This is a genomic window from Paraburkholderia sp. USG1, from assembly GCF_031570135.1.
In the GTDB taxonomy this organism is placed as follows: Bacteria; Pseudomonadota; Gammaproteobacteria; order Burkholderiales; family Burkholderiaceae; genus Paraburkholderia; species Paraburkholderia dioscoreae.
In genome coordinates this window covers 15,645-41,880 of sequence record NZ_JAMWXW010000001.1, presented here as the reverse complement: position 1 = coordinate 41,880, position 26,236 = coordinate 15,645, and the positions used below count along the sequence as shown (strand labels likewise).

At 61.4% G+C, this 26,236-nt stretch carries 28 protein-coding genes; 18 read left to right on the top strand and 10 right to left on the bottom strand.

The window, feature by feature from the left end:
* The first annotated feature begins 135 nt into the window (after positions 1–135).
* Positions 136–483, top strand: a complete 348-nt coding sequence (locus tag NE850_RS00200; protein WP_310698174.1) for a helix-turn-helix transcriptional regulator — start codon at positions 136–138, stop codon at positions 481–483.
* A gap of 131 nt (positions 484–614) precedes the next feature.
* Here NE850_RS00200 and NE850_RS00195 read toward each other — a convergent pair whose 3' ends face one another.
* From NE850_RS00195 to NE850_RS00185, 3 genes are all read right to left on the bottom strand, one after another.
* Positions 615–1,874: an MFS transporter gene (locus NE850_RS00195; protein WP_310698173.1), complete on the bottom strand. Its 1,260-nt coding sequence runs from the start codon at positions 1,872–1,874 to the stop codon at positions 615–617.
* A 90-nt stretch (positions 1,875–1,964) separates the two neighbouring features.
* Positions 1,965–2,771, bottom strand: a complete 807-nt coding sequence (locus NE850_RS00190) for an endonuclease/exonuclease/phosphatase family protein (protein ID WP_310698172.1) — start codon at positions 2,769–2,771, stop codon at positions 1,965–1,967.
* A gap of 61 nt (positions 2,772–2,832) precedes the next feature.
* A complete protein-coding gene (locus NE850_RS00185; RefSeq protein WP_310698171.1) occupies positions 2,833–3,381 on the bottom strand; it encodes a Chromate resistance protein ChrB in 549 nt (182 codons plus the stop codon).
* A 402-nt stretch (positions 3,382–3,783) separates the two neighbouring features.
* Between NE850_RS00185 and NE850_RS00180 the strand changes: the two genes are divergently transcribed.
* From NE850_RS00180 to NE850_RS00170, 3 genes are all read left to right on the top strand, one after another.
* A complete protein-coding gene (locus tag NE850_RS00180) occupies positions 3,784–4,035 on the top strand; it encodes a FitA-like ribbon-helix-helix domain-containing protein (RefSeq protein ID WP_310698170.1) in 252 nt (83 codons plus the stop codon).
* Positions 4,032–4,451 carry a type II toxin-antitoxin system VapC family toxin gene (locus NE850_RS00175; protein ID WP_310698169.1) on the top strand — a complete coding sequence of 140 codons (420 nt, stop codon included), beginning with the start codon at positions 4,032–4,034 and terminating at the stop codon, positions 4,449–4,451. The genes NE850_RS00180 and NE850_RS00175 overlap by 4 nt, the downstream gene beginning before the upstream one ends.
* A gap of 550 nt (positions 4,452–5,001) precedes the next feature.
* Positions 5,002–5,370 (top strand): LysE family transporter, encoded by a 369-nt coding sequence (locus NE850_RS00170; protein WP_310698168.1) that lies wholly within the window; start codon positions 5,002–5,004, stop codon positions 5,368–5,370.
* 416 nt (positions 5,371–5,786) lie between these two features.
* On the opposite strand, the gene NE850_RS00165 is transcribed toward NE850_RS00170, so the two are convergent.
* From NE850_RS00165 to NE850_RS00130, 7 genes are all read right to left on the bottom strand, one after another.
* The gene (locus tag NE850_RS00165; RefSeq protein WP_310698167.1) at positions 5,787–6,188 is read right to left on the bottom strand and encodes a 6,7-dimethyl-8-ribityllumazine synthase; all 402 of its coding nucleotides are present in this window, start codon (positions 6,186–6,188) and stop codon (positions 5,787–5,789) included.
* Positions 6,189–6,215: 27 nt separating this feature from the next.
* Positions 6,216–6,719 (bottom strand): LPD7 domain-containing protein, encoded by a 504-nt coding sequence (locus NE850_RS00160; RefSeq protein WP_310698396.1) that lies wholly within the window; start codon positions 6,717–6,719, stop codon positions 6,216–6,218.
* Positions 6,664–6,828, bottom strand: coding sequence for a hypothetical protein (locus NE850_RS00155; protein WP_310698406.1), 165 nt, complete (start codon positions 6,826–6,828; stop codon positions 6,664–6,666). The genes NE850_RS00160 and NE850_RS00155 overlap by 56 nt, the downstream gene beginning before the upstream one ends.
* A 758-nt stretch (positions 6,829–7,586) precedes the next feature.
* Positions 7,587–8,522: an FAD-binding protein gene (locus tag NE850_RS00145; RefSeq protein ID WP_310698166.1), complete on the bottom strand. Its 936-nt coding sequence runs from the start codon at positions 8,520–8,522 to the stop codon at positions 7,587–7,589.
* Between the two features lie 13 nt (positions 8,523–8,535).
* Positions 8,536–9,285 (bottom strand): electron transfer flavoprotein subunit beta/FixA family protein, encoded by a 750-nt coding sequence (locus tag NE850_RS00140; protein WP_310698165.1) that lies wholly within the window; start codon positions 9,283–9,285, stop codon positions 8,536–8,538.
* A 112-nt stretch (positions 9,286–9,397) separates the two neighbouring features.
* Positions 9,398–10,294: an acyl-CoA thioesterase domain-containing protein gene (locus tag NE850_RS00135; RefSeq protein WP_310698164.1), complete on the bottom strand. Its 897-nt coding sequence runs from the start codon at positions 10,292–10,294 to the stop codon at positions 9,398–9,400.
* Between the two features lie 232 nt (positions 10,295–10,526).
* Positions 10,527–10,847 (bottom strand): 2Fe-2S iron-sulfur cluster-binding protein, encoded by a 321-nt coding sequence (locus NE850_RS00130; protein WP_310698163.1) that lies wholly within the window; start codon positions 10,845–10,847, stop codon positions 10,527–10,529.
* 180 nt (positions 10,848–11,027) lie between these two features.
* Here NE850_RS00130 and NE850_RS00125 point away from each other — a divergent pair, with 180 nt between their 5' ends.
* The 14 genes from NE850_RS00125 (at position 11,028) to NE850_RS00060 (ending at position 25,947) form a co-directional block, all read left to right on the top strand.
* Positions 11,028–12,284, top strand: a complete 1,257-nt coding sequence (locus tag NE850_RS00125; RefSeq protein ID WP_310698162.1) for an aromatic ring-hydroxylating dioxygenase subunit alpha — start codon at positions 11,028–11,030, stop codon at positions 12,282–12,284.
* On the top strand, positions 12,284–12,775 hold the full coding sequence (locus NE850_RS00120) for an aromatic-ring-hydroxylating dioxygenase subunit beta (protein ID WP_310698161.1): 492 nt from the start codon (positions 12,284–12,286) through the stop codon (positions 12,773–12,775). The genes NE850_RS00125 and NE850_RS00120 overlap by 1 nt, the downstream gene beginning before the upstream one ends.
* Before the next feature lie 30 nt (positions 12,776–12,805).
* Entirely contained in the window at positions 12,806–13,636 is an 831-nt protein-coding gene (locus tag NE850_RS00115; RefSeq protein ID WP_310698160.1) for an enoyl-CoA hydratase-related protein, read from the top strand.
* Entirely contained in the window at positions 13,636–14,379 is a 744-nt protein-coding gene (locus NE850_RS00110; RefSeq protein ID WP_310698159.1) for an SDR family NAD(P)-dependent oxidoreductase, read from the top strand. The genes NE850_RS00115 and NE850_RS00110 overlap by 1 nt, the downstream gene beginning before the upstream one ends.
* Positions 14,376–15,302, top strand: a complete 927-nt coding sequence (locus NE850_RS00105) for an alpha/beta hydrolase (RefSeq protein ID WP_310698158.1) — start codon at positions 14,376–14,378, stop codon at positions 15,300–15,302. The genes NE850_RS00110 and NE850_RS00105 overlap by 4 nt, the downstream gene beginning before the upstream one ends.
* Before the next feature lie 3 nt (positions 15,303–15,305).
* Positions 15,306–16,790, top strand: coding sequence for a 3-oxoacyl-[acyl-carrier-protein] synthase III C-terminal domain-containing protein (locus tag NE850_RS00100; RefSeq protein ID WP_310698157.1), 1,485 nt, complete (start codon positions 15,306–15,308; stop codon positions 16,788–16,790).
* A 4-nt stretch (positions 16,791–16,794) separates the two neighbouring features.
* Positions 16,795–17,997, top strand: a complete 1,203-nt coding sequence (locus NE850_RS00095; RefSeq protein ID WP_310698156.1) for an acetyl-CoA acetyltransferase — start codon at positions 16,795–16,797, stop codon at positions 17,995–17,997.
* A gap of 3 nt (positions 17,998–18,000) precedes the next feature.
* Complete coding sequence (locus NE850_RS00090) at positions 18,001–18,795, top strand: enoyl-CoA hydratase/isomerase family protein (RefSeq protein WP_310698155.1); 795 nt, start codon at positions 18,001–18,003, stop codon at positions 18,793–18,795.
* Positions 18,792–19,586: an enoyl-CoA hydratase-related protein gene (locus NE850_RS00085; protein ID WP_310698154.1), complete on the top strand. Its 795-nt coding sequence runs from the start codon at positions 18,792–18,794 to the stop codon at positions 19,584–19,586. Before NE850_RS00090 ends, NE850_RS00085 begins: the two co-directional genes overlap by 4 nt.
* A 6-nt stretch (positions 19,587–19,592) precedes the next feature.
* On the top strand, positions 19,593–21,113 hold the full coding sequence (locus tag NE850_RS00080; RefSeq protein ID WP_310698153.1) for a 3-hydroxyacyl-CoA dehydrogenase: 1,521 nt from the start codon (positions 19,593–19,595) through the stop codon (positions 21,111–21,113).
* A 1-nt stretch (position 21,114) separates the two neighbouring features.
* Positions 21,115–21,963 (top strand): acyl-CoA dehydrogenase, encoded by an 849-nt coding sequence (locus NE850_RS00075; RefSeq protein WP_310698152.1) that lies wholly within the window; start codon positions 21,115–21,117, stop codon positions 21,961–21,963.
* Positions 21,964–21,979: 16 nt separating this feature from the next.
* Positions 21,980–22,894: a CoA ester lyase gene (locus tag NE850_RS00070; RefSeq protein ID WP_310698151.1), complete on the top strand. Its 915-nt coding sequence runs from the start codon at positions 21,980–21,982 to the stop codon at positions 22,892–22,894.
* A gap of 138 nt (positions 22,895–23,032) precedes the next feature.
* The gene (locus NE850_RS00065; protein WP_310698150.1) at positions 23,033–24,721 is read left to right on the top strand and encodes an acyl-CoA dehydrogenase family protein; all 1,689 of its coding nucleotides are present in this window, start codon (positions 23,033–23,035) and stop codon (positions 24,719–24,721) included.
* Entirely contained in the window at positions 24,718–25,947 is a 1,230-nt protein-coding gene (locus NE850_RS00060; RefSeq protein ID WP_310698149.1) for a CoA transferase, read from the top strand. The genes NE850_RS00065 and NE850_RS00060 overlap by 4 nt, the downstream gene beginning before the upstream one ends.
* Positions 25,948–26,236 lie beyond the last annotated feature (289 nt).

Below are 26,236 nucleotides of genomic sequence, written 5' to 3'. Positions count from 1 at the left end.
CGGGCTGCGATTCACGGCGCTATGTGCTGTGGCGACCCGGATGAATGCCGGGGGCCGGAGTTTGCGCAAGAACGGAAAAATATATTTCGCGCCAGCGGCGCGGGTCCAGTCGTTCAGGCTGGGCAAGGAGTCAGCATGTCAAGTTTTCAGGTAGAGGAGGCGATGGCGGCGATCGGCCGGGCCATTGCGAAACATCGGGTCCGGTGCGGCATCTCGCAACTGGAGCTCGGACGGCAGCTCGGCGTAAAGGACGAAGCGATGTCACGGCTGGAGCGCGGCGTCGTCACGCTTACTGTTGACCGTCTCGTGCAGCTTGCCGACATATTCGGGTGTAACGTGGCCGACCTGTTGACTCAGGGCAGCCATCGCACCACCGATCAGGCCAGGTACGTATCGCAGTTACTCGGCAAACTGGGTACGGACGATCGGACGATGGTGGTCGAATTTGTGGAGCGACTGGCCGCCCGGCTGGCTCACCGCTGAAGCAGCATCAAGAAGTGTGGAGCATCGGTGCTCACGCCAGGCTGACGATGGCCGGCGTGGGCAATTGCTGGGATAGCCCGCAGGAAGCGCGAGTGGCAACCGCAGTATGGATTTGCGCCCGGATGAGGCAGTCATGTCTTTGACTCCACGCAGGCAAGCGCCACGGTGCCCACTGCCATCAGCCCGGCCGCCAGTGCAAAACCGAGCACCGGTGAAACCGTCGACCACACTGTACCGACGACCGCACTGGAAATGAATTTCGTCGCACCGTTGATCGTGCCGAGTGCGCCGTAGCTGATGGTAAGCGTATCCGGCTGGACCATCTCTGCCGTAGTCGTTGATTCCAGCGCCTCCTGTATGGCGACGTACAGACCGGCAACAAGGAAGATACCCGCTAACAGCGGCACGCTGTCGATATGCCACCAGAACGCGAGCGCTGTCAGCACCGCAGTCAGCGCGCCCAGCACATAGCCCGAAATCAGTACCGCAAGGTGCCCGGTCCGGTCGGCCACGACACCCACCGGGTATGAAACGGCGACTTGGACGATATTGCGCCACACATAGAGCAGCCCTGCGACCTGTGCTGCCTCGATCGTGCCGAGCCTTGGCGTAAGTAGCGTGGTGGCGGCCAGGATAAGCAGGCTATGGGAGAAGTCACCGATGCCAAAGATGCCAACCGCACCGAGGTAACGCCGGAATCGCTCCGGTAATGCACGTAGTGAACTGAAGAATCGCAGTGCCGGATTCACCGACTGCTGCGGGTCCCTCACCAGCGTCAGGAAGGCCAGCACGGCCAGTGCACCGGGAATTACGGACACCCAGAGGGCCAGCCGGAATGGACCGGTTGAGTCAGACCAGTGCAGTTGCTTTGCCCAGCCGAGCAACGCGACGCCGAGTAGCGGCCCCAGCACAGCGCCAATGGTATCGGCAGCCCGATGAAAGCCGAATGCTCGTCCTCGCGTTTCGGGCGACACGGCCTGGATCACGATGGCGTCGCGCAGCGGGCCGCGCAATCCCTTACCAAACCACGATACGATTCTGCCGAGCAGCAGCAACGGCCAGCCTGCGGCCAGCGCGATCAGCATCTGACCGACGGGTGTCAAACCGTAGCCGAGCAGCACCAGCACTTTGCGATGCCCGAGCCGGTCAGCGATGTACCCCGAGACCATCTTGGTGAATGCGGCCACGGCATCGGAAATGCCTTCGATGATGCCCAGCATGGCCGCTGGCACGCCGAGCGCAGCCAGAAAGCCGGGCAGGATGACCGTCGTCGTTTCGTAGCAGAAATCGCCCAACGCACTGGTGATTCCCGCGCCTGCAACCGTTCGGTTGAGCCAGTTGCTCCGCGCTGGAGGTGTGGCTGCCGGTGGGGCTTCGCCGTATTCGTTCATCTCAGTGTCCCTTCTTTTCGCGTGTTCGCTGCTAACGCGCCGGGCCAGCGTCATCAGATACGGTATGTGGCGCGGTTGCCGCTTCATGACTTACAGCTCGAACGTCACCAGCACCGGATAGTGGTCGGAGGCCATATCGGTGATGTCATTGCGGATGACCCGGTAACTGCGGGCGGTGGCGCTGAGTGCCTGCGTTGCGAGCAGGTAGTCGCAGCGCATCGTGGCGAACTCGACGTCGGGATAGGCTGCCGTGGGAACGGTTGGCCCGCGCTCCGCATCCAGCTTGTAGCCGAGATCGACCCAACCAGCGGCTTCGAGGTGAGCAAGTACACTGCGGTCGATACCCCGCAGATCATCAGCCAGGTAGCGCGCACGGTGATGTGGCGCAAGGGCGGCCCAGTCCGCTGGTTCGAGGTCGTGCGGCGAAGCCGAATTGAAATCGCCCGTGACCAGCGTGAGCCGCTCCGGCGCGGCCTGGACTGCCAGATATGCGGCTTCACGACGACGCACCTCAGGGCCGTTCGGGCACAGATGGGCGCTAATGAATGTGACGGGCAGCTCGCTGCCCGGTATTTCAACTTTGAGAGTAGCCAGCGTATGGTGAAAATTCGCACCGTCTGCCTCGAAGCTCAACGGGCGTATCGGTTCACGAATGAAAATCGCGATGTTCTGGCCGGTGCGAGGCGCGATCGCGAGAAAGCCGCGCATCCCGATCTGCTGCTCCAGCCAGTAAAGCCAGGCGCTGCCGTTGGCGTCAAAGCTTTTCGCTTCCTGCATCAGGAAGACGTCCGGCCGTAGATCGTTGACCAGGTTGACCTGGGCGATGGCGCGGTGGTCCGCCGAGCCATCGCGGCCGCCGAAAAGAGTGTTGTAGGTAAGAACAGTTAGTGTCGTCACGGTTGTTCCTGGTGTTACGGTGGTAAGCGGTAGAGGTGCGTGCTACGAGCGATCCGAGGGACTACCTGTTTTCGTCGTGTGCATCGAAGACGCGCTGCGCATATGAGTCGAGCAACGCTTCGCAGTATTTGAGTTGCTGCTGTGCTTCGAGCTGCAGGGGCGCGCTATAAAAGTCGAGCTTGCGAATCTTCTCCAGCCAGGACTGCAGTTTTTTCAGGTCTACGTCGTTCTCTTCGAGTTCGGCGTAGGTGAAATGACCATCAGCCGTCTCTTTCCCGATTTCGTTGTGAAAGTCCTGGCACTTGTCGAGAAACTCCCGATACTGCTCGTCCCGATCGGCTTTAAAACGGGAAACCACCTTTTCCTCCTGCGACCGGTCGAGCGCAGTGGTCTCGAGCAGCAGACATTCCCCTTCCATCTCGGTGATCTCGTTCTCAACCATTTTTAGTCGTCGCACGTGATCGTCGGTTCGGGGGAGCAGGCAGACACCGCTCTGGAGATACACGGCGCCCATGCCTTTGAGCCGGCGCCAAAGTGCGACGCGTCTTTTGGGTGGCTCGGTGGGGACCTTGTATGTGAGCAGAACCCAGTGCGAAATGACTTCACTCATAGCTGATAGCGGCTAGCAAAGCCCGGTTTAAGCGTGCTATCCGGGATTTTCGAATCGCACTTTCGACGAGGATTGCCGCAACCATAGGAAGAGCAGCATAAGTCCGGTCAGTAGCCATCTGATAACTCCGTTGGGGCGCAGTGGCCAGAATTGGGCTGCACACCGTTACGAAAATACTCTGAAATTGTATCTTTAAAAATGTAACTGCGGTTACTTTTTTGATGATCTCATCCAAGAGCATCTATGCGCGGCGGCCCCATGGCGGTTTCGTGAAGCACTGCGGGTCTTGGTGGACGGCAGGGCGCACAGTCAGTAAATAGGACCCGATCCTTTTTGTTAACAGCTGCCAGCTTGAAGGTCTCGTAATCATTGATTAAAATGCAATCAATGATTGGAGGTTGCATGGCTAGCATGACCATTCGGAACATTGACGAGCAGTTGAAAGCCCGTTTGCGTGTCCAGGCGGCATTGCATGGACGCTCGATGGAGGATGAGGCGCGCGATATCTTGCGCGCGGCACTTTCGACGGATCTGGCGGTCGGGAATCGCAGCTTGGCGGCTTCAATTCGGAGTCGCATTGAGCCACTCGGCGGCGTTGATCTTGAACAGCCGGGACGCGAAGCGATTGTGGAAAGAGTGGACCTCGGCTCATGATCGTCTTGGATACGAACGTGCTGTCAGAGACGTTGCGGCCTGTACCTGACGATCGAGTGATGGCATGGCTCGCCACTCAGCCGCGTGCTGGGCTTTTCACGACTGCGGTTACTCGGGCCGAGATTCTTTATGGCCTCGGCCTCCTGCCGGACGGGGCCCGCAGACACGGATTGGTTACAGCGGTTGAAGCGATTTTCGCTGAGGATTTTGCCGGTAGAGTACTGGGATTTGATAGCGATGCAGCGGATGCCTATGCAACGATTGCAGTGGCGCGAAGGAACGCGGGCAGGCCGATCAGCCAGTTCGACGCGATGATAGCCGCCTGCGCTCGATCAAGAGGAGCTGCACTGGCGACGCGCAATGTCAAGGACTTCACCGATTGCGAAATCGCGATCATCGACCCGTGGGCCTTCTGAGTGGGATTCGAACCGTGTTTCGGCCGGTCGAAACTGGGAATCGGACCGTCCCAGGCAGTCAAAAAGTCGGTTCTTTTTCGTATGGGTAGAAGTATGGGTAGGGAAGGGGCATTTTCTCAAAGCCTTGCCAGGCAAGGGTTTCCGGACGATTTGGTATCCCTCCGTCTCCGCCAGTTTGGTCTGTAAAGTGTTGATTTATAAGCACTTTTTCTGGTGGCACATGCGGTACCCACGTTTCTACCCATGCGATGAAATGCGGTGCAGTAAAGCAAAAAAGCCCTGTCCATTTCGGTGGATAGGGTTTTTGCCTTTATGGGCGCAGCGGTGCGTCGTGCCGAGGTGCTGTCCGTATCGCAAGACGTGGCATGATGTTTTATAGCTCAGCCCAATATCCTGGCAGGCGTAACTGAATACGGGGTTCGCACTACGGTTGGCTTTCCCTCTGTCTCCCGACCAACAAAGGTATGCCGATGTCGCTGCATACCTACCTGCTGTTTCTCCGGCCTGCTTTGCGCTGACGATGGCGTGTGGACCAAACAACGTGCTTTCGTTGTCCAACGGTGCACTCCATTCCGTGACCGCCTCGTTCGGGCGGCTATTCGCCTTCATCATCATGATCGCGATTACCGGGTTCGGCCTGGGAACGTTGCTGCCCGCGTCGGAAATGCAGTTCACGGTGTTGAAGTTCGGTGGTGCGGTCTATCTCGTGTGGGGGGGGCATCAAGCTGCTGCGCTCGAAGCCGGACGGTCAGCCAGTGGTGACGACGTAGCCAGCAGGGCTGAAGGGCTGGCTGCTCAAGCACGCGAAGCAGGAGTTCTATGTGGTGGTTGGCGATCCAAAGGCCGTCCTGCATCCGCCAGTTGCATGGCTTGGCCGCCCGGCTGTTCGATGATGTCGCGGCGGGCGAGCATGGCGTGAATCGCATTCGGAACCGTTCCGTGGCTAACGTCGGCGGCCTCGGCGATATCCCGATAGGTTTTTCGCAGCAGCCCAGGATTCATGAGCAGAGCGAGCGCGGCCCGCAGCGTCGATGGGGTTCAGGCGGACCTGTGTGACGGAGCGTTGTCTGGCCGCGGGCGACCGGACACGAGAATGATGTTGTCGCCCAGCAGGACACTGGCGTGCCGGCCACATCATCACTTCAACGAATTGGCGGAGGCTGGATTCAACGTCGTAAGTCATGCGAATCAACTGTTACGCGCTACTTTCCCCCGCCATGGAGAAAGTGGCCGAAGGAATTTTGGAGAACGGATTATCCCTTGATGTTGCTGCCCATACGGGACGTCCTTTCACTAATACTAGGTACCGCTTGAAATCACCACTCCGCTTGCATTTTATTCATTAAGCATTGTATTTACGGCTACCACTGCGGCGCGAGCATACGGCTCCAATCGGGTAGATAGCTGGCTCGGATTTATATCTGGCCCCAAGATCCCGACACCAACTGGTTTCATGAATTCCACTTGCAGTTCGATTATTGAATTAATCACTGCCTGGGCCATCACAAAGCCGTGGCTTGTTTCACCCTTTTCAATGATTCCGAGAACAACAACGCCATCTATTTCCTTGTTTAGGAGCAGCCGTTTAACCGCCAACGGCTTTTCCATTGATCCGGGGACAGCTATCTCTGACGCAATTTTGAGACTCCGTGTTTCTGCTTCTGATCGGGCGGCGTTTACCATCCGATCAACGAGTTTCTTGTGGTACGAGCCATACACGATAGCAATTCGTGTCATTTTTCTTAACCTCAATCAATAGGATCTTTACGAATTTCCGCACTGAAGCGACGGACCAAAAATGCAAAACCAGCTTGCAATCCGGGAGGCGTCCACATAAGCGGCTCTTAGTCTGCCGCCAACCCGATCGAGAATCGAGGGCCAGAGATATGAACGTTCTATGGTACATGAGTGAGCTGCTTCAAGTTTCTCGCGTTGCGCCTCCAGTGCCGCATTGCTGAACCTGACGTCTAGTCCGTATTCGATCACCAGATCCACCATCTTCGCACCGAAGGCTGCATCGCCCCCGGCATCAAGCGGGCGGCCGAACTTTTCGCGAACGAGCAGCAGGCCGGTGACCATTGCGTCGGGGGCGGCCCGGTACGAACTGAACCCAACCTGTCTGCCAGAATCCGTGAAGACGTGTTCGTCGATCCGGTGCCCCCGCGACTCGCCCTTAAGCAGACATGAAGCCGCACCAACGGTCGCTGCCCGATTAGTCCGGCTCGGTCTGACAGCCGTGACAGTGTTTGCGTCTGCGCTGTTCCGCATAGCACCAGCCATGTAGCTGGCTGATCGCCCCTTCGTCGCCACGTTGGGCATGCTTCTCGATCCATTCGCGATACGTCAGGTGGCGAATCGACGAATTGTCGTGAGTCACGGCGCTCGCGCTGTACCGCCTTGAGTCCTTCGAGGTCGTCGCGGGTGCGTTCGAAAGCATTGACGCTGTATAACGCCTTGCGTGTCAGGCCCAGTATGGGACGCAACGTGCCCAGAGTTGGAGGGCATGGGTGGGTTTGTACTGCAAGGATTGCGAGACTGTTGAAATGGATGAGGATGAGCTGCCGTCCTTCGTTGGCGTTCGACTGCGAGAGGTCAGATTAATACCTGGGGAGTTCGTGAAGGCAGCGGCCTCAACCCCGTCGGAAGCGGGTTAGCGCGCTTAACGCTGATTCGGCTTAGGGTTCGGTATCTTCGTGCGGGATGTAGTTCCCGCATGAGGGAGGCGCAGGGCGCACATGTCAAATTATAAGCGGCAGTTACGAACTCGACATTTGAAGACCCTGATCGCGCTCCGAACGTTGGTAACAGGATCCGGGCGCGGCGGCGAATACTGCAACTCACACGCAAGGAGATAGCGACCGCCGCTGGCATCTCGGCACCATTTCTGTCGCAAGTCGAACGGGGTCTGGCGGCGCACCATCTGTCAGGTCAATGACTGACATTGCGCGGGCGCTCGGGTAGAGGCGCCTTACCTTTTTGACACACGCGGCGACGGGCGTTCCGTACATCCCAGGGAGCAGATGCAGCTTTTCTGCCTTGAAGGGTCGCGAACCTCATTCTCCAGCTTGACCAGGCTTTCTGAGGGCAGCAAGGTGGATTCGAATCGTGCGGGCGGCACGACTCGAATGGTTGCTTTTAGGTTAGCTCTTTCACGAGTTCAGGAGCTACGATGAACAGATCGCCTACGAGACCATAATCCGCCACGCCAAAGATCGGCGCTTCCGCGTCCTTGTTTATCGCGACGATGACTTTCGAATCCTTCATTCCCGCCAAGTGCTGGATCGCGCCCGAGATGCCAACTGCGACATACAGGTTCGGCGCGACGATCTTGCCGGTTTGGCCGACTTGGTAGTCGTTCGGGGCGAACCCGGCATCGACCGCTGCACGCGATGCGCCCAGCGCCGCGCCGAGTTTATCCGCTAAAGGCTCGAGCACCTTAGTGTAGTCCTCGCCGCTGCCCAATCCCCGTCCGCCAGACACGATGATCTTCGCCGACGTCAACTCCGGTCGATCCAGCTTCGTCAATTCACGGCTCACGAACTTGGACATACCGGAGTCGGCCGAGGCTACGATCTTCTCCACCGATGCACTGCCGCCCTCTGCCGCAACTGGATCGAAACCCGTTGAGCGAACGGTGATCACTTTAATCGCATCGCCCGATTGAACTGTGGCGATGGCGTTGCCTGCATAGATCGGGCGCTCGAAGGTGTCGGCGCTGCCCACTGCGGTGATGTCGCTGATCTGCGCCACGTCCAGATGCGCCGCAATACGCGGGGCTATGTTCTTACCGTACGGGGTCGCCGGAGCCAGGATATGCGAGTAGTTCTTTGCGACTTGAAGCACCGTGCCGTCGATGTTTTCGGCAAGGCCATCGGCGAGTTGCGGGGCGTCGGCTAACAGCACTTTGCTCACACCCGCGATCTTCGCGGCTACGTCGGCCGCTGCCTGCACGTTCGAACCCGCCACCAGCACATGAATATCGCCACCGATCTTCTGTGCGGCCGCAATAGTGTTCAACGTCGCCGCTTTGATCGACGCGTTATCGTGTTCGGCAATTATCAGAATTGTCATTTGCTCTGTCTCCTCACAACACCTTGGCTTCGGTCTTCAGCTTCTCGACCAGCGTCTTCACGTCAGCGACCTTCACGCCGGCGCTACGCTTCGCAGGCTCGACGACCTTCAGCGTCTTCAGGTGCGGCGTCACATCCACGCCAAGGTCTGCAGGCTTGATCGTTTCCAGCGGCTTCTTCTTCGCCTTCATGATGTTCGGCAGCGTCACGTAGCGCGGCTCGTTTAGCCGCAGGTCGGTCGTGACGACCGCTGGCAAAGTGAGCGACAACGTTTCCGAGCCTCCATCGACTTCACGCGATACCGTAACTTTTCCGTCAGCAATAGTCACCTTCGAGGCGAACGTCGCTTGCGGCAAACCGGCCAGCGCGGCAAGCATCTGGCCCGTCTGATTCGAATCGTCGTCAATAGCCTGCTTGCCGAGGATGATCAATTGCGGTTGTTCTTTGTTGACTAAAGCCTTGAGGATCTTCGCGACTGCCAATGGCTGCAATTCGTCAGCCGATTCAACCAGAATCGCGCGATCCGCACCGATCGCCATCGCAGTCCTCAGCGTCTCCTGACATTGCGTCACGCCGCACGATACCGCGATCACTTCAGTCGCCACGCCCGCTTCGCGCAGGCGCACGGCTTCTTCCATGGCGATTTCATCGAACGGATTCATCGACATCTTCACGTCCGCGATGTCCACTGCGCTGCCATCCGGCTTGACACGGACTTTCACGTTGTAGTCGACCACGCGTTTGACTGGCACCAAGATTTTCATTGTGTCTCCGATTACATCTAAAGCTATGTCGACAGAGTGTCCGCAGTAAAGCGAGCTTACGCAGGATGCCCTCCGTATTGAACAACAAAAAAATGCAATCCGCGAACGCGGACTAGTCCGCGTAGGCCATCAGGCACTCCTGGGTAACCGATGCGACGAGTCGGCCCCTGCGGTCATGGACCTCCGCAACTGACAGGCCGCGCCCGCTGGCTGCGCAGGGACTTCGGGAATGGAAATGCATCCACTGGTCGGCCGCTACCGGTTGGTGGAACCAGATGCTGTGATTGAGACTGGCTATGTAAAGATTGCGCTGCTCGCTGAGGGCATGCAAATGCGGACCGAGACTGCTGAAGTTCAGCCACCAGTCAGAGAGATAGGCAAAGGCCCCGGCATGTATGCCTGGACTGGCCGATAGCTGATCACGGGTTTTTATCCAGAATCGCAGGCCGGACCGCGCCGCGTCCGGGGCCATCTGGCGCTCGAAATCGGGTACGCGGAACTCTATGCACGGCTTCTCACGCAGCGAATAGCCACCCAGGCGCCGCAGCCGTTCCTCCCAATCGCATGCCTGCGTCGAAAACGCCGGCAACGCATCCGGATCCTGTTCGAGCGCGCTGGACGGGGTAGCGTGTTCAGGAGCAGACAGCGGCAGGGCAAATGTCACGTGGGCGTCGAGAATGAATCGGGTGCCGCCCTGGCTACCGCGCACGTGCCGTGACGAGAAGCGCTTGCCGTCCTGGAGGGCGATGACCTCAAAATCAATGGGCTGGTCGGGCATGGCGCCTTGCAGGAACAACAACTGCATTGCCGTGGCTGCCCGGTCTTCGGGCACCGTTAACGCCGCCGCTGCCATCGCCTGACCAAGCAATTGTCCACCGTATACGCGGCCATTGAGGTTTGGGTCGCACAGGCAACTGCGGTAGCGCCCTGTTGCCGATTTTTCCAGCGTGAGCAGCTCAGCAAGATCGGCTTCATTCCAGGGCGGCAGAAGGCGGTTCGGTTCACTCATCAGTTTCTCCAGGATGTCGATACCGCGGAGGCGGGGGCGCAATGAGGCGTATCTGGCATCTGCCGGTGGATGAATCCGCCGCGCGCACAGTGCGTCCGACCTCTCCGCGGCGACGGTCGTGCTCCGTCGCACTGTAGTTCAGTTCCAGCAGTACGCTGGCCGGGTGATCCAGTACGGTTGCATTGGACAAGTCCCGCCGTTCGGGGGAGTCCAGCAAGGGCGTGTGCCCGGTTTATCCCTGATCCTCAGGCAGGGTGACCACGATCCCGTCAAGTTCGGGGCTCATCCTGATCTGGCAACACAGCCGGCTTCCTTCCCGCAACTCGGGGACGGTTTCGAGCATGAAAGATTCAGTTTCCGAAACGGGAGGCAGTCTGTCGGCCCATTTCCGGTCGATATAACCGTGACATGTAGCGCAACTGCAGGAGCCGCCGCAATCGCCAAGGATTCCTGATACACGATTATCGACGGCGATCTGCATAAGAGATCGGCCGGGCTTCGCCTCGACTGTATGGGCGGTACCGTTGTGCTCGACGTAGGTCACGGTAGGCATGAGTGCTGTCTCCTGGGCACGTTAAACGAGATCGCGTCCGGCTCCTTGACATAGTCCGTCGCGTCGGACTATTATTGCATTAATCGCTCATCTGAACAACCGTTGATGCCTGAGTTACGCAGGCCGGCGCATGGAGGTAATGTCTTGAACAATTGCACTCGTGTCATTCCCGTTGCGCCGGTGGCTACCGCTGCGCGGCCGCAATGGGATCAACTGGTCCAGTCCGAACATGTGCACGGGTCCCTCTATACCGACCCTGCGATCTTTCAGGCCGAACTGGAAAAAATCTGGTATCGAACCTGGGTGTATGTCGGGCACGAAAGTGAAATCCCGAAGGCGAACGACTATGTAATGAAATCGATCGGCCCTGAGCCGGTCATCATGACGCGCGACCGCGCGGGTGAGATACATCTTTTGCACAACCGGTGCCCACATCGGGGCAACCGTGTCTGCATGACGGAAAAGGGAAGCGCCAGATCCTTCACCTGTCCCTATCACGGCTGGACATTTGCCAATGACGGTGAGTTGCGCGGCTATCCATTCCCTTCGGGGTATGAAGGCGTGGACCGTTCCCAGCTGGGTCTTGGCCGGGTGGCCCGTGTGGCGTCCTACAAAGGGTTCGTGTTCGGCTCGATGGCCGCGGAAGGACCGACGCTTGAAGAGCATCTTGGTGCGGCGAAGGATTCGATCGACCTGCTGTGCATGAATTCGCCGGAAGGCGAGATCGAGCTCACCGCCGGGTTTCTGAAACACAAGGCCCGGGCGAACTGGAAATTCCTCGTCGAGAACGAGACCGACGGCTACCACCCATCATTTGTGCATGCATCGATCTTCGAAGTGGCGCAAAGCGGTATCGGGTCGCTCTACAGTAGCGAGTCGACGGCTGTGTCCCGTTACATGGGCAACGGTCATTCGGAGAACGACCTGCGCCCCGAGTTCCGCAAGCGCGATGTGCCCTTGAGCTGGTTCGGTACTACCGCGGATCGCCTGCCCGATTATGTGAGGCGCATGGACGCGGCTTACGGCCCGGAGAAGGCTCGCAAGATCCTGATCGACGGCACCCCGCACGTGATGATCTTTCCCAACCTGTTCATTGCGGAAATCCAGATCTTCGTGATCCAGCCCCTGTCGGTCAATGAGACGGTCCAACACGTGACGGCCCTGCAATTCAAGGGCGCTCCCGACCTGAACCGGCGTCTTCGCCAGCAGACCATGGGCTCGGTGGGGCCGGCCGGCTTCCTGCTCGCCGATGACGCCGAGATGTATGAGCGCACGCAGCTCGGGGTGCAGGCCCGCAATCCCGAGTGGCTGTTTCTCGGGCGCGGCAAGCATCGAGAGCGCACCGACGAGAACGGCTACCTCATCGGTGACGCAACCGACGAAACGCCGTCGCGCGGTATCTGGCGTCACTATCGCTCGCTGATGGAGGCTGAATAATGGCATGGGATGCAAAGCAGCAGGACCTGCTCAATGAGGTTACGCAGTTCATTTACCGTGAAGCACGTCTGCAGGATGACCACGAATACGACGCGTGGGAAGCGCTATGGGCCGATGACGGCATTTACTGGATTCCTGCCAATGGCGAAGGCACGGACCCTGAAAACGAGATGTCGATCATTTACGATAACCGCTCACGTATCGGCCTGCGTATCAGGCAGTTCCACACGGGCAAGCGTTTGAGCCAGACGCCGCGCTCGCGTCTGCGTCGGATCGTCTCCAACGTCGAGATTCTGGAGCATGACGCCGCCGAAATACGCGTGAGCGCGAACGCGATGGTGTTCGAGTCTCACACGCGTGGGGACACCGTGTGGGCCTCGCGCAACGAATACAGGCTGCGTCGCGAAGGTGACGATCTGCGCATGGTGCTCAAGAAGGTGATTCTGGTTAATAACGACACGGCTCTTTACTCCATGGCTTTCCTCATCTGAAGCCCGACCCATCTTTTCGGAAGATAAAACATGACTGGAGACAACGAGGTGCGGCCCAGCGTTCTGGTCGCCGAAGGGCCCGTGCTGCTTGAACTGCATCCTGATGGAGTCGCTCATATCAGGCTGAATCGCCCCGACGCTTCTAACGGCCTGGATATAACGCTGCTCAAGGCCCTGCACGAAGTAGTGATGCAGGTCCACGGCGACGGCCGGGTTCGCGCGGTATTGCTGACCGGCGAAGGCAGGAATTTCTGCGCCGGCGGCGATGTGCACACTTTTCTTTCAAAGGGAGCAGCGCTACCAGACTACATCCGCGTGGCGACCTCGTACCTGCAGATCGTCGCCTCGCTGTTAATGCGTCTGAATGCGCCGGTGGTCGCGGCGGTGCACGGTTTCGCCGCGGGCGGCGGAGGTTTGGGGCTGGTGTGCTCGTCCGATCTCGTCGTAGCCGGGGAGTCGGCCAGATTCCTGGCTGGCGCGACCCGCGTGGCCATGGTGCCCGATGCCGGTGTGTCAGTGACGCTGACGCAACTGGTTGGCCTGCGCAAGGCGATGGAAATCCTGATGCTCAACCCGGTCATCAGCGCTGCGCAAGCGCTCGAAATGGGCTTGATCAATCGCGTCGTACCCGACGACCAGCTGGGCGATGAGGCGTTGGCGCTGACGCGCCAGCTTGCCGCTGGCGCACCGGCCGCGCTGGCAGGCACCAAACGGTTACTGTGGAGCGGTCTTGGTCTGGGCGTCGAGGCATGCATGCCTGAGGAGAACCGCACCCAGGCCCAACTTGCGGGTATGTCGGATGCGCTGGAAGGGTTAGCGGCGGTGATTGAAAAGCGTGCTCCGCGCTTCCTGGGGCGCTGATGGATACGAACCGGACGCTCACGGGACGCAGGGCCCTGGTAACCGGCGGCGCCAGGGGAATCGGCGCGGCGATCGCCCGTCGGCTTGCGGCTGACGGCGCATGCGTTGTGATCGCGGATCTCGATGTCGAGGAGGGCCGCCGCCTCGCAGCGGACATCGGCGCGGCGGCGGTGCAGCTGGACGTGACCGAACTGCTGCAGGTCGGTGAAGTGATTGACTCACACGGCCCCTTTGACATCCTGGTCAATAACGCCGGCATGGATCAGCATGCATTTTTCACGCAGACCACGGCTGACGACTGGCGGCGCTTGCTCGCGGTTAACCTCGAATCCGTGTTCGCAACGACCCATGCGGTGCTGCCCCACATGCAAGGTGCAGGTTACGGCCGCATTATCAACATCGCCTCCGAGGCTGGCCGCCTTGGCTCGCGTGGCGGGGCGGTCTATGCGGCGGCCAAGGGTGGCGTGATCGCGTTTACCCGGTCGATTGCCCGCGAGAACGGGCGCAAGGGTATTACCGCGAATGTGGTGGCACCGGGGCCGATCGACACGCCGATGCTGCGTGAGGCGGTGGCACGGGGCGGTGAGCGGCTGATGGGCACGATGACCGGTGCAACGCTTGCCGGCCGTCTCGGCACGCCCGATGAGGTGGCTGCCGCTACGGCGTTCCTCGCATCGGACGCAGCGGGTTTTATTACAGGTGAAATCCTCGGGGTGTCCGGGGGCATGGGGTGCGGCGCATGAGCGGAATCATTGAGACGCCGGTCGATGCGGTTGTTGCACGCATCAGCAAGGTTTATCGGAGCTGGGGCCGCTCTACAACTGTCGGGCAGATGCGCCGCGACTGGGACAACCTGTTCGGTTCGAACGCCGGCGTCGCTCGGGTGGTACCGGTGGTGGCCAATGGCGTCAACGGCCAGTGGATTTCCGCACCCGGGGCGCGTGACGACAGGGCCGTGCTGTACTTTCATGGCGGCGGTTTCCAGGTCGGCTCGCTGAGCTCGCACCATGAACTGATGGCGTGTATTTCGCAGGCCAGCGGCTGCCGCGTACTCGGTGTGGATTACCGGCTGGCGCCTGAACACCGTTATCCATCTGCCCTGTACGACGCCTGCGCTGCCTACGAATGGGTGCTGGCGCAAGGCCTCCATGCCGACGAAATCGCACTGGCCGGAGACTCTGCCGGTGCGGGTCTGGTGCTCTCGACGCTGCTGTCAGTGCGCGATGCGGATCTTCCGCTGCCGGCGGCGGCAGTCCTGATGTCGCCGTGGACCGATCTCACTGCGTCGGGCGAGAGTTACGAGACGCGCGCCGCGGCGGACCCAATCCATCAGCGGCCAATGATTCTCGCCATGGCGCGTAACTACCTCGGTCCGCACGACGACGCGCGCGACGCGCTCATTTCTCCGTTGTTTGCCGATCTGACGGGGCTGCCGCCGTTGCTGATCCAGGTCGGCGATCGGGAAACGGTGCTCAGCGATTCTACCGAGCTCGCCGACAGGGCACGCGCTGCCGGTGTCACGGCTGAACTGCAGGTCTGGGACAACATGATCCATGTCTTTCAGCAGTTTCCGTCCGAGCTGGTTGAGGCGCGGGACGCACTGCAGTCCATTGGCGCCTTTCTCCGGGCGCATCTGTCAATGCAACCGATTTCAAAAGGAAACTGAAACATGTTCGGAATCGTCGGATATGGAGGCTATATACCCCGCTTGCGGCTCAGCCGCCGCGCGGTCGTCGACGCCAACGGGTGGTATGCGCCACACCTGATAAGCAAGGCAAAGGGCACGCGCTCAATGGCGAACTGGGATGAGGACAGCATCACCATGGCAGTGGCGGCAGCACGCGACTGCCTGGGGCCGGTCGGAGACCGTGGCCGTGTGCGCACGGTCTGTCTCGCTTCCAGTACCTTGCCGTTCGCCGAACGCATGAATGCGGTGGTCGTCGCTGAAGCGCTAACGCTCGACGAGGGCATCGAGGCGCTCGACACGGGCGGTTCGCAACGCTCTGCCCTGTCAGCCATTACGCAGGCCATGGCCCGGGTTCAGGCCGGTGCCGGGGATGCGCTGGTTATCGCGGCTGACAGCCGCAAGACCCGGGCAGCGAGTTCACAGGAACTGGACTTCGGTGACGGCGCCGCCGCGATGCTGCTTGGCTCCAGCGACGTCCTTGCCGAATACCTGGGGGCGGGCACGGTGTCGGTCGATTTCATCGATCATTTCCGCCCCGCGGGTGAGGATATCGACTACGCCTGGGAAGAGCGGTGGGTGCGTGACGAGGGCATTGCAAAGCTCGTCCCGAAGGCAGTCACTGCAGCGCTTTCAAATGCCGGTATCGACGCCCGACAGGTCGACCACTTCATCTTTCCCTCGGTCTTCGCCAGGATTGACAGTCAGCTCGCGAAGACCTGCGATATCAGGCCCGAGGCCGTGGTGGATGCGCTTGGAGACAAGGTCGGCGATACGGGTGTCGCACATGCGCTCCTGATGCTCGCCAATGTTCTTGAACGTGCACAGCCCGGCGAGCACATCCTGGTGGCGCAGTTCGGAAGCGGCGCGCAGGCCCTTGTGTTTCGCGTCACCGACGCCATCCGCTCGTTCCGACCGGCGAAGGGCGTGACTCAATGGCTGGCCCGCGGTACGGAGGAGCGCAACTACACCAAATTCCTGTCGTTCAAAAACCAGCTGCGACTGGAGCGTGGCATGCGCGGCGAGCAGGACAAAAAGACTGCGCTGAGTACTGCGTACCGTCATAAGTCGGCCCTGCTGGGCCTGGTGGCAGGCAAGTGCTCAGTGACCGGCAGTGTGACTTTTCCCCCCTCGCGCCTTTCGTACGACCGGGACGGGCCGCGACAGGATACGCAACAGCCTTACAAGCTTGCCGAGCGCGGGGCGAGCGTACTGAGCTGGTCGGCTGAGTACCTGTCTTACCACATGGCGCCGCCGCATCACTACGGGCAGATCGACTTTGATGGTGGCGGCCGGATCCTGATGGACTTCACGGATCTGGATGTTGGAGAGGTGCAATCCGGAACCCCAATGGAAATGGTGTTTCGCATCAAGGACGTCGACGAGCTGCGCGGCTTTACGCGCTACTTCTGGAAAGCCACGCCTGTGCGCGACGCGGCGCCTTCAGCCCCCCAAACCGTTTCGGAGTGATGTCATGGCAGCAGGTATCAAGGATAAGGTAGCCATCCTCGGCATGGGCTGCAGCAAGTTCGGCGAACGCTGGGATGCGAGCCCTGAAGACCTGATGGTAGAGGCCTACAGTGAGGCGATGGCCGACGCCGGTATCACACCGGATCAGCTTGATGCGGCCTGGTTTTCGACTCACATGGAGGATGTCGGGGTGGGACGCGGGGGTACGCCAATGGGGATAGCGCTGCGTTTGCCCAACATCGGCGTTACCCGTGTGGAAAATTTTTGCGCGGGTGGCTCCGAAGCGATCCGGGCCGCAGTGTATGCCGTGGCGTCGGGCGCGTGCGACATCGCCCTTGCGCTAGGCGTCGAAAAGCTCAAGGACACGGGCTACGGCGGCCTGCCTGTGGCCACGGTGGGGACCTATATCCCGCAGTGGTATCCGAACGCGGTGGCGCCCGCAAACTTTGCGCAGCTGGCTTCCGCATACCGGCGCAGGCACGGCATCGATGCCTCGCTACTCAAGCGCGCTATCGCTCATGTGTCGATCAAGAGCCATGCTAACGGCGCGAAGAATCCGAAGGCGCACCTGCGAAAAGCGATCACCGAAGAGCAGTGTCTGAAGGCCCCGATCATCGCCGAACCGCTGGGTCTGTTCGACTGTTGTGGCGTGTCCGACGGCGCCGCTGCGGTCATTGTGACCACGCCCGATATCGCGCGTGGTCTGGGCAAGCGTGATCTCGTCACTTTCAAGGCACTGCAGGTGGCCGTGTCCAACGGCTGGGAGATGCAGTCGAACGAGTGGGACGGAAGTTACGTGCACACTGCGCGGATTGCCGCGAAACGCGCATATGCCGAGGCGGGCATCGGAAAGCCGCGCGAACAGATCAGCATGACCGAGGTACACGACTGTTTTTCGATCACCGAACTCGTGACGATGGAGGATCTGGGACTCTCCGAGGACGGACGGGCCGTGCATGATGTGCTCGATGGTGTTTTCGACGCCGATGGACGCCAGCCGTGTCAGATCGATGGTGGGCTCAAGTGCTTCGGTCACCCGATTGGAGCCAGCGGAATTCGTATGCTCTACGAAATGTATCTCCAGCTCCAGGGGCGCGCCGGCGAAAGGCAGCTCGGCAACCCGACCATCGGCCTGACCCATAACCTTGGCGGTCAGCCATCGCAGAATGTCTGCTCGGTTTCGATCGTTGGCCGGGAAGGGGCTTGAGGTATGGCGGCCAATGTTGTCCTGACAGACCGCCCGCACGCGCATGTCGCACGCGTGCTCATCAATCGCCCGGACAAGCGCAACGCGATCGACCACGACGTTCGGCAGGAACTGACCGACACGCTGAGTGCATTGCTTGCCGATAGCAGTGTGCGCGCACTGGTGTTCGGCGGAGTCGGCGGAACCTTCTCCGCCGGCGGCGACCTGCCTAGCATGGTGGGGCTGAGCGAAAGTCAGGCCCGGGCACGCATGCAGCATATCCATTTTCTCTGTGCGCAGGTCGCCGGCGCAGGTATTCCCGTGGTCAGCGCCATTGAAGGGATTGGCGCCGGTGCGGCAGTCGGACTCGCGCTGCTGGGCGACTATATCGTTGTGGGCGAGGGTACCCAGATCCTGTTCCCGTTCCTGAAGCTCGGGCTTACGCCCGACTGGGGTCAGCTGCTGACCTTGCCCCCGCGGATCGGGTTACCGCATACGAGGCGCATCCTCGTTGCGGGCAAACCGGTGACCGGAACCGAGGCCTTGCGCATCGGCCTGGCGGATGCGCTGGTGAGCGACGAACAGGTCATGGACACTGCCGTTGCGAAGGCGGTGGAACTGGCACAACTGCCACTCGGTGCCTTCGCCCGCATGAAGGACAGGCTCAACAACGTGTCAGCATCGCTGGCGGAGGAATTTGTCCGGGAGAAAAACGACCAGGCGGTCTGCCTGCTGGGCGACGACTTCGTTGAGGGCTATGACGCCTTCAAAAACAGGCGCGCCGCTGACTTCACCGGCAAGCCACGAGGGACGGAATGAACTCGCCCGCTCAATCTGAAAGCGATCTGCCGGTGCTTGTCGAGCGCGAGGGCGCGGTTGGCGTCGTGGTGCTGAACCGTCCCGAAAAGCGCAATGCGCTGGACCTGAGCATGCGTCAGGCGATTGCAGATGCCTTCCTTGAGCTGGAGGGCGACCCTGATGTGCGGGCAATCGTGATTACCGGAAGTGCCACGGTGTTTGCCGCCGGTGCGGATCTGAACCTGCTGGTGGACAAGGGCGCGCAACAGGTCGCGGAGATCGATCTGGGCCGTTACTGGGCGCCCGTGGCGAACTGTAGCCGCCCGGTGATCGCGGCGGTGAGCGGCTTTGCCCTGGGCGCGGGCTGTGAACTGGCCATGATGTGCGACTTCATTGTGGCGGACCCGACGGCCCGTCTGGGGCAGCCTGAACTTGGGGTGGGCATCATGCCGGGCGCCGGTGGTACCCAGCGGCTGGTGCGCTCGGTCGGCAAGCAGGTCGCGGGGCGCATGTTGATGACAGGCGAGGCTCTCACGGGCGAGCGCGCCTACCAGCTGGGACTGGTGGCCGAACTGACCGCTGAAGGGGCGACGCTGCCTCGCGCGATGGAGCTCGCACGCAAGGCCGCCCGCATGCCACCCAAAGCCGTTGCGGCAACCCGCCGGGTATTGCGACAGGGCGCTGATCTACCTCTCGATACAGCGCTGTCTCTGGAGAACCGCGAGTTTCTGCTGCTGTTCGACACGGAAGACAAAACCGAGGGCATGCGTGCCTTTCTCGAGAAACGAAAACCTGAATTCAAGGGACGCTAGCCTGCGATGTCTTCTTCAAACACTATCCATCAGATTGGCGTCGTCGGTGGCGGAGCCATGGGACGCGGCATTGTGCAGTTGCTGGCCCAGGCCGGCCACCAGGTATATTGCTTTGACGCCTTCGAAGGCGCTGCTGCCGGGGCTGTCGAGTTCGTTATCGGCAAGATCAGGCGCGGCGTTGAGAAAGGAAGCCTGAGCGCGGCAGAATTCGAGCGCATCTGCAGCAGTATCCATGTCTGTGCCGCGCTGTCCGACCTGGCCGGTTGCAGCATCGTCATTGAGGCCATCGTCGAGGATCTCGAAGCCAAACGCCAGTTGTTCCGTGCGCTGGAGTCGGTGGTGGCCGATACCGCCATCCTCGCCAGCAACACTTCATCCCTGACGGTGGCGGAGATCGCCGCGGCGTGCGCCCGGGCGCAGCGCGTCGCCGGGCTGCACTTCTTCAACCCGGTGCCGTTGATGAAGGTGGCCGAGGTGGTCGCTGCCGTGCGCACCTCGGACGCCACCGTGCAGACGCTGCACGCGCTGATCGATGGCGCGGGCCACCGCGCGGTGATTACCGCTGACCAGCCGGGTTTTCTGGTCAATCATGCCGGCCGCGGCCTGTACACGGAGGGCTTGCGCGTCGTCGAGGAGCAGGTCGCAAGCCCGGCTGACGTGGACAATCTGTTGCGCGACGCTGCAGGGTTCCGCATGGGTCCGTTCGAATTGCTGGATCTGACCGGTCTCGATGTCTCGAGCAGGGTCATGACCTCAATCTACGAGCAGTTCCAGCACGAGCCGCGTTTTCGCCCGTCCTCGCTCGTGCCGCCCCGCGTGGCCGCCGGCCTGTATGGGCGCAAAACCGGCGAGGGTTGGTATGTCTACGACGGAGACAGGAAGCAAACCGGTTCCCCGCGGCTCATCCCAGCGCTGAGCGCGGGCATGACCGTCTGGATCGACCCGCAGGCGACAGGCGCAGGGGCGCTTGCGGCGCTTGCCTCGGCTGCGGGCGTTCGTTGCGTGGACGAACCGGCGCGGGCGGATCTGCTGATTGTCCAGCCCTGGGGCACCGACGCCACGACGACCGCCATTGAGCGCGGGCTCGATGCGTCGCGCTGTGTTGCGCTCGATCCTTTACCGCCCTTCGAGCGGCACAGGACCCTGATGCTGACAGCGTCCACCACGGGGACGGCACGCGATGCGGCGCTGGCGCTGCTGGCCAGCGATGGCACCCCGGTGACGGTCATCAACGACAGCCCGGGCTTCGTCGTGCAGCGGGTGCTGGCGACGATCGTCAACATTGCGGCCAATATCGCACAGCGCGGTATCGCATCGGTCGAGGATCTGGAGGATGCGGTCATGCTGGGTCTGGGCTACCCGTACGGGCCGCTCTCCTGGGGTGACAGGATCGGCGGCGAGCGGGTGCTGGCCGTCCTCAGGCAGATGCAGGCGGCCACAGGCGATCCGCGCTACCGTCCCTCTGCCTGGCTCGTGCGGCGTGTGGGACTTGGTATATCTCTGCTCACACCGGAAGCCAAACGCTGACATGAGCGATATCGACATTGAACACCTGCGCGGCTGGGTGGGCAAATCCGTTACCTCGGAGCAGAACATCGAGCCCTTTCCTGCTCGCGCGCTGGCGGGCCTGCTTGATCATGAGCAGACCTGTCGCACCGGTGACGCGTTGCCGCTGCCCTGGCACTGGCTGTATTTTCTTGACACGCCCTCGCGCGCCGGCACCGGCACCGACGGTCATCCGGCACGCGGAGACTTCCTGCCACCCGTGCCGCTGCCGCGGCGCATGTGGGCGGCCGGCCAGTTAAAGGTCCAGAGCCTGCTTGTAACCGGTCAGCCAGCGCGCAAGGTTTCGACGGTGCGTTCAGTTGAGCACAAGGAGGGCAAGACAGGGCCGCTCGTGTTCGTCCAGTTAGCGCACGAGCTTCTCCAGTCTGGACGGCTCTGTATCCAGGAAGAACAGACACTGGTTTACCGCGAGGCGGCGATCGGGCCTGTTGCGCTGCCACCCGGCGAACCGGCACCCGCGGCTGCACAGTGGTCCCGCACCGTTACGCCGGATCCGGTGTTGCTGTTCCGTTTCTCGGCGTTGACCTACAACGGCCACCGTATTCACTATGACCGTGACTACGCGGTTCATCAGGAGTTCTATCCGGCGCTGGTGGTGCATGGTCCGCTGCTGGCAACCCTGCTGCTGGATCTTCTCTATAGCGAACGACCCAATGCGGTCGTTACTGACTTTCGTTTTCGTGCGCTACGCCCCACTTTCGACACCGACGCATTCCGGTTGTGCGGCCACCTGCAGGGCCACACGGTGCAGCTATGGACCGTCGATTCCGGGGGCATGGTGGGCATGAGCGCCCGTGCCGTCATCACGTGAACCTCGCGAGAATCCCATGAGCCTCCCGTATCCCCCGGTCTCCACGCCGATCTGGCGCTCCATGCTTTTCGTGCCGGCGCATGTGGAGAAGTTTATTGCACGCGCCCACGAGCGTGGTGCCGACGCCTGCATCCTTGATCTGGAGGACAGTGTGCCGCTGGCGCAGAAGGCGACGGCTCGCCACCTTGTGCGATCGGGGGCGCAGAGGATCACGGCTCAGGACACGGCGGTGCTGGTGCGGGTCAATCAGCCCTGGGATCTGGCCGAACCCGATCTTGAGGCTGCCGTCGGAGCGTCGGTCAGCGCGATCGTATTGCCCAAGGTCAACACGCCCGATATCGTGAATCAGGTGTCGTGCAAACTCGACCAGCTCGAAGCCCAGCGTGGTCTGATACCCGGACACACACGCGTCATTGCGCAGATTGAGGACGTGCAGGCGCTGCCGCGTCTCGACGACATTGCAACGAGTTCGTCGCGCCTGTTGGGGATGATTCTCGGTTCGGAGGACTTCTCTGTCTCGGCCGGAATGGCGCCCGTCCCACAGGCGTTGATGTTACCCAACCAGATGGTGTTGTACGCCTGCCGTCGTGCCGGCATTCTGCCGTTCGGTTTCCCGGGCTCGATCGCGGATTTCGCCGATCTGGACGCATTTCGCCAGCAGGTTCGCCTTGCGTGCCAGTTAGGTTTCGTCGGCGCATTCTGCATCCACCCGTCGCAGGTGACGGTGGTCAATGACGAATTTACGCCCAGCCCCGAGGAGCTCGCGCATGCGCTGGGCGTACTCGCAGCCTTCGAGGCGGCTAGCAGGGAAGGCCGAGCCGCTGCTGAATATCGCGGGAAGATGGTCGATCCGCCCGTGGTCGCGCAGGCGCAGGAGCTGCTGCGGCGTCAGCCCCCCCGACGGTCAGCCTCACAGGAGCACCAGGCATGACTCAGCCGGGTGCCTCCATGCCGGCACGCGCCCCGGCCGGTGGCATGTCGACTGTTGCGCCGGGCTCAACTGCTATCTGGTTCGCAATGCCGTACATCGATGCCCGGCCTTACGGGCACAACAGTAATGGAGATGACAATGGACAATTACCGACCGGGCGATATCGAGATCGCGAGGCGACTGACAGGATCGGTACGGCGCCTGTTTGAAGAAGCGGTACTGGCGCTGGCCACGACCTGCAGCACGGGAGACCGGCTGGTGGGTTCCCTGCTTGACGAGCGGCAGGTCGCGAGCTTCGAACTGGCGTGGGCGGCCGCGGAACTGCTGGCAGCCGAAGTGGCGATGAGCGGCCCGGATGCCGGGACGGACGAACTCGATACCCGACTGGCACTGATCTTTGTGGTTGATGCGGTGGGATCGGTGCTTGCACGGCTAGAGTCGGTCTATCTGGAACTGGAGCTGGATCTGGATCCCTTGCAGGCACTCGCGGCCGATCCGTCGTGGGCGAGTCTGCGACGCTCGGGTTGCGGCGCTGAAGCTTTGGCCGCAGCGGGTCGGGCACTGACGCGCGCCGACGGCGAGTTCAGTCATGTCGCGCTCGACGGGTCGCTGGCGATGGCCCAGGAAGCATTCCGACGCTTCGCCGCCGAGATAGTGGCGCCACAGGCTGAAGCCATTCACCGTCACGACCTGACGGTACCCGAATCCTTGCTGCAGCCCATGCGGGAGATGGGTGTATTCGGCCTTTCGATCCCTGAGCAGTATGGCGGGAGTGCCCCGAATGACCGGGACGACACGCTGATGATGGTCGTCGTCACGGAGGCGCTGTCCGAAGCGTCGCTGGCTGCTGCCGGAAGTCTGATCACGCGCCCGGAAATCCTGAGCCGTGCCTTGCTCACGGGAGGAACGCAGGAGCAGAAGACGCACTGGCTACCAAAAATCGCGGCGGGCGATCCGTTGTGTGCCATTGCGATCACGGAACCGGACTATGGCTCCGACGTGGCTGGCCTGGCGCTGAAGGCAACGCCCACCGAAGGCGGCTGGCTGCTCAACGGCGCCAAGACCTGGTGCACATTTGCCGGCAAAGCCGGCCTTCTCATGGTGGTGGCACGCACGGATCCCGACCGGACGGCGGGCCATCGCGGATTGAGCATCATGCTCGTCGAAAAACCTTCGTACGACACGCATGCCTTCGAATATGCCCAGCCCGAAGGCGGACGTCTCACCGGCAACGCCATTCCGACTATCGGTTACCGTGGCATGCACTCGTTCGATCTCGCTTTCGATGATTTCTTTGTGTCCGATGCCAATGTCATCGGCGGTTCATCCGGTCTCGGAAAGGGCTTTTATTTCACCATGGCCGGAATGATGGGTGGTCGCATGCAGACTGCGGCGCGCGCCTCGGGCGTCATGCGGGCGGCCCTGCGCGCGGCGCTCCTGTATGCCACGGACCGGAAGGTATTCGGTGCGCCGTTGCTCGACTACCCGCTCACGCTGGCCAAGCTCGCACGCATGGCAGCGCGTTTTGCCGCGTGCCGTAAGCTTACCTACGATACCGCGCGGGTGCTCGACCAGGGTGGGGGCAGGATGGAGGCAAGTCTGGTCAAATTGCTGGCGTGTCGCTCGGCCGAACTGGTGACGCGCGAGGCCCTGCAAATCCACGGTGGCATGGGGTATGCCGAGGAAGCGCCGGTCAGCCGCTATTTCGTCGATGCACGCGTCCTCTCGATCTTCGAGGGCGCCGAGGAGACGTTGGCTCTCAAGGTGATCGCGCGCAGCCTGCTGGAGGGTGCGCTCACGCCGGTTCCTGCAGGGAGCCCGGCATGAATGTGGGCGACGGCATTCTCGCCGGTCTGCGTGTTGTCGAGGCCGGGGCTTTTGTGGCGGCGCCGCTGGGCGGCATGACGCTGGCACAGATGGGTGCTGACGTGATCCGCATCGATGCACTGGGTGGCGGCCTGGACTATCGGCGCTGGCCGGTGACGGGGGACAACGTCAGCCTTTTCTGGTGCGGGCTTAACAAATCCAAGCGTTCGGTGGCGCTTGATCTCGCGTCGCCCGAGGGGCGGGAGCTTGCAGCGGCGCTGATCTGCGCACCTGGCGAGGACGCAGGCATGCTGCTGACCAATTTCCCGCCGCGCGGCTGGTTGTCCTTCGAGAAGCTGCGGGAGCAGCGCGGCGACCTGATCCAGTTGACGTTGCAGGGCGACCGCCACGGCGGTTCGGCCGTGGATTACACGGTGAACGTGCGCGTCGGTCTGCCTGTGCTGACTGGCCCTGCAGACGGCGCAGAGGTGGTCAACCACGTACTGCCCGCATGGGATCTGATTGCCGGCCAGATGGTGGCGACCGGGATGCTTGCCGCCGAACGACATCGGCGCCGCACCGGGCAGGGGCAGTACGTCAAGCTGGCGCTCGAGGATGTCGCGCTGGCTGTGATGGGACATCTGGGGTTCATCGCCGAGGCACAGCTTGGGCAGCGGCGCGAGCGCTATGGGAACTATCTGTTCGGCGCATTCGGACGCGATTTTAAAACGCGTGACGGCGAACGCGTGATGGTCGTGGGACTGACGGCAAAGCAGTGGCGCTCGTTGACCGATGCGACGGAAACTGCGCCGCAGATGGCGCAACTCGGCGAGCGGCTCGGAATGGATCTCAGCCAGGAAGGCAACCGCTTTCGTGCCCGGGAAGAAATCGCCCGGATCGTGGAACAGTGGATCGGCAGTCGTGATTTTGAGCCCGTGGCGGCGAAGTTCGATCTGCATGCCGTGTGCTGGGGGCGGTACCAGTCAGTCGACCAGATGGTGCGGGAAGATCCGTCCTGCTCGGAAGCCAACCCGATGTTCGCCACCGCCGTGCAGCCCGGGGTCGGGCCTTGCCTGTTGCCGGGCATACCGCTGGATTTTTCCGCCGTCCCCCGGGAACCTTCCCGCCCAGCCCCCGTGCTCGGAGAGCATACCGAACAGGTGCTGCTTGAACTGCTCGGTGTGGACTCGGCGCAATTCGGGCGACTGCACGACAAGGGAGTAGTGGGCAGTTCCCCGTCGGGTTGAAGCAGCGCACCGGATTCTTGCCACAGGTTTTTCCGCGGCGGTGTTTTTCACATGCTGGTGTTCCGCAGGCACGACGTAACAGTCGCAGCAATATTGGGGCATCGACGCCCTTTGACGCAGGAGGGAGGCCCACTGGCGGACCCCTTCCTCGGCTGCGGCTTGTGTCGCTGGCAAGCCCGTTTTCGCGCGCTGTATCGGCAGACACGGGCGGCTGGATGGTACTTGAACCGGTCCCGTGTTTGGCCTATATTAGACCGACGCGTCGGTCTAATATAGGCCAAACAGATCT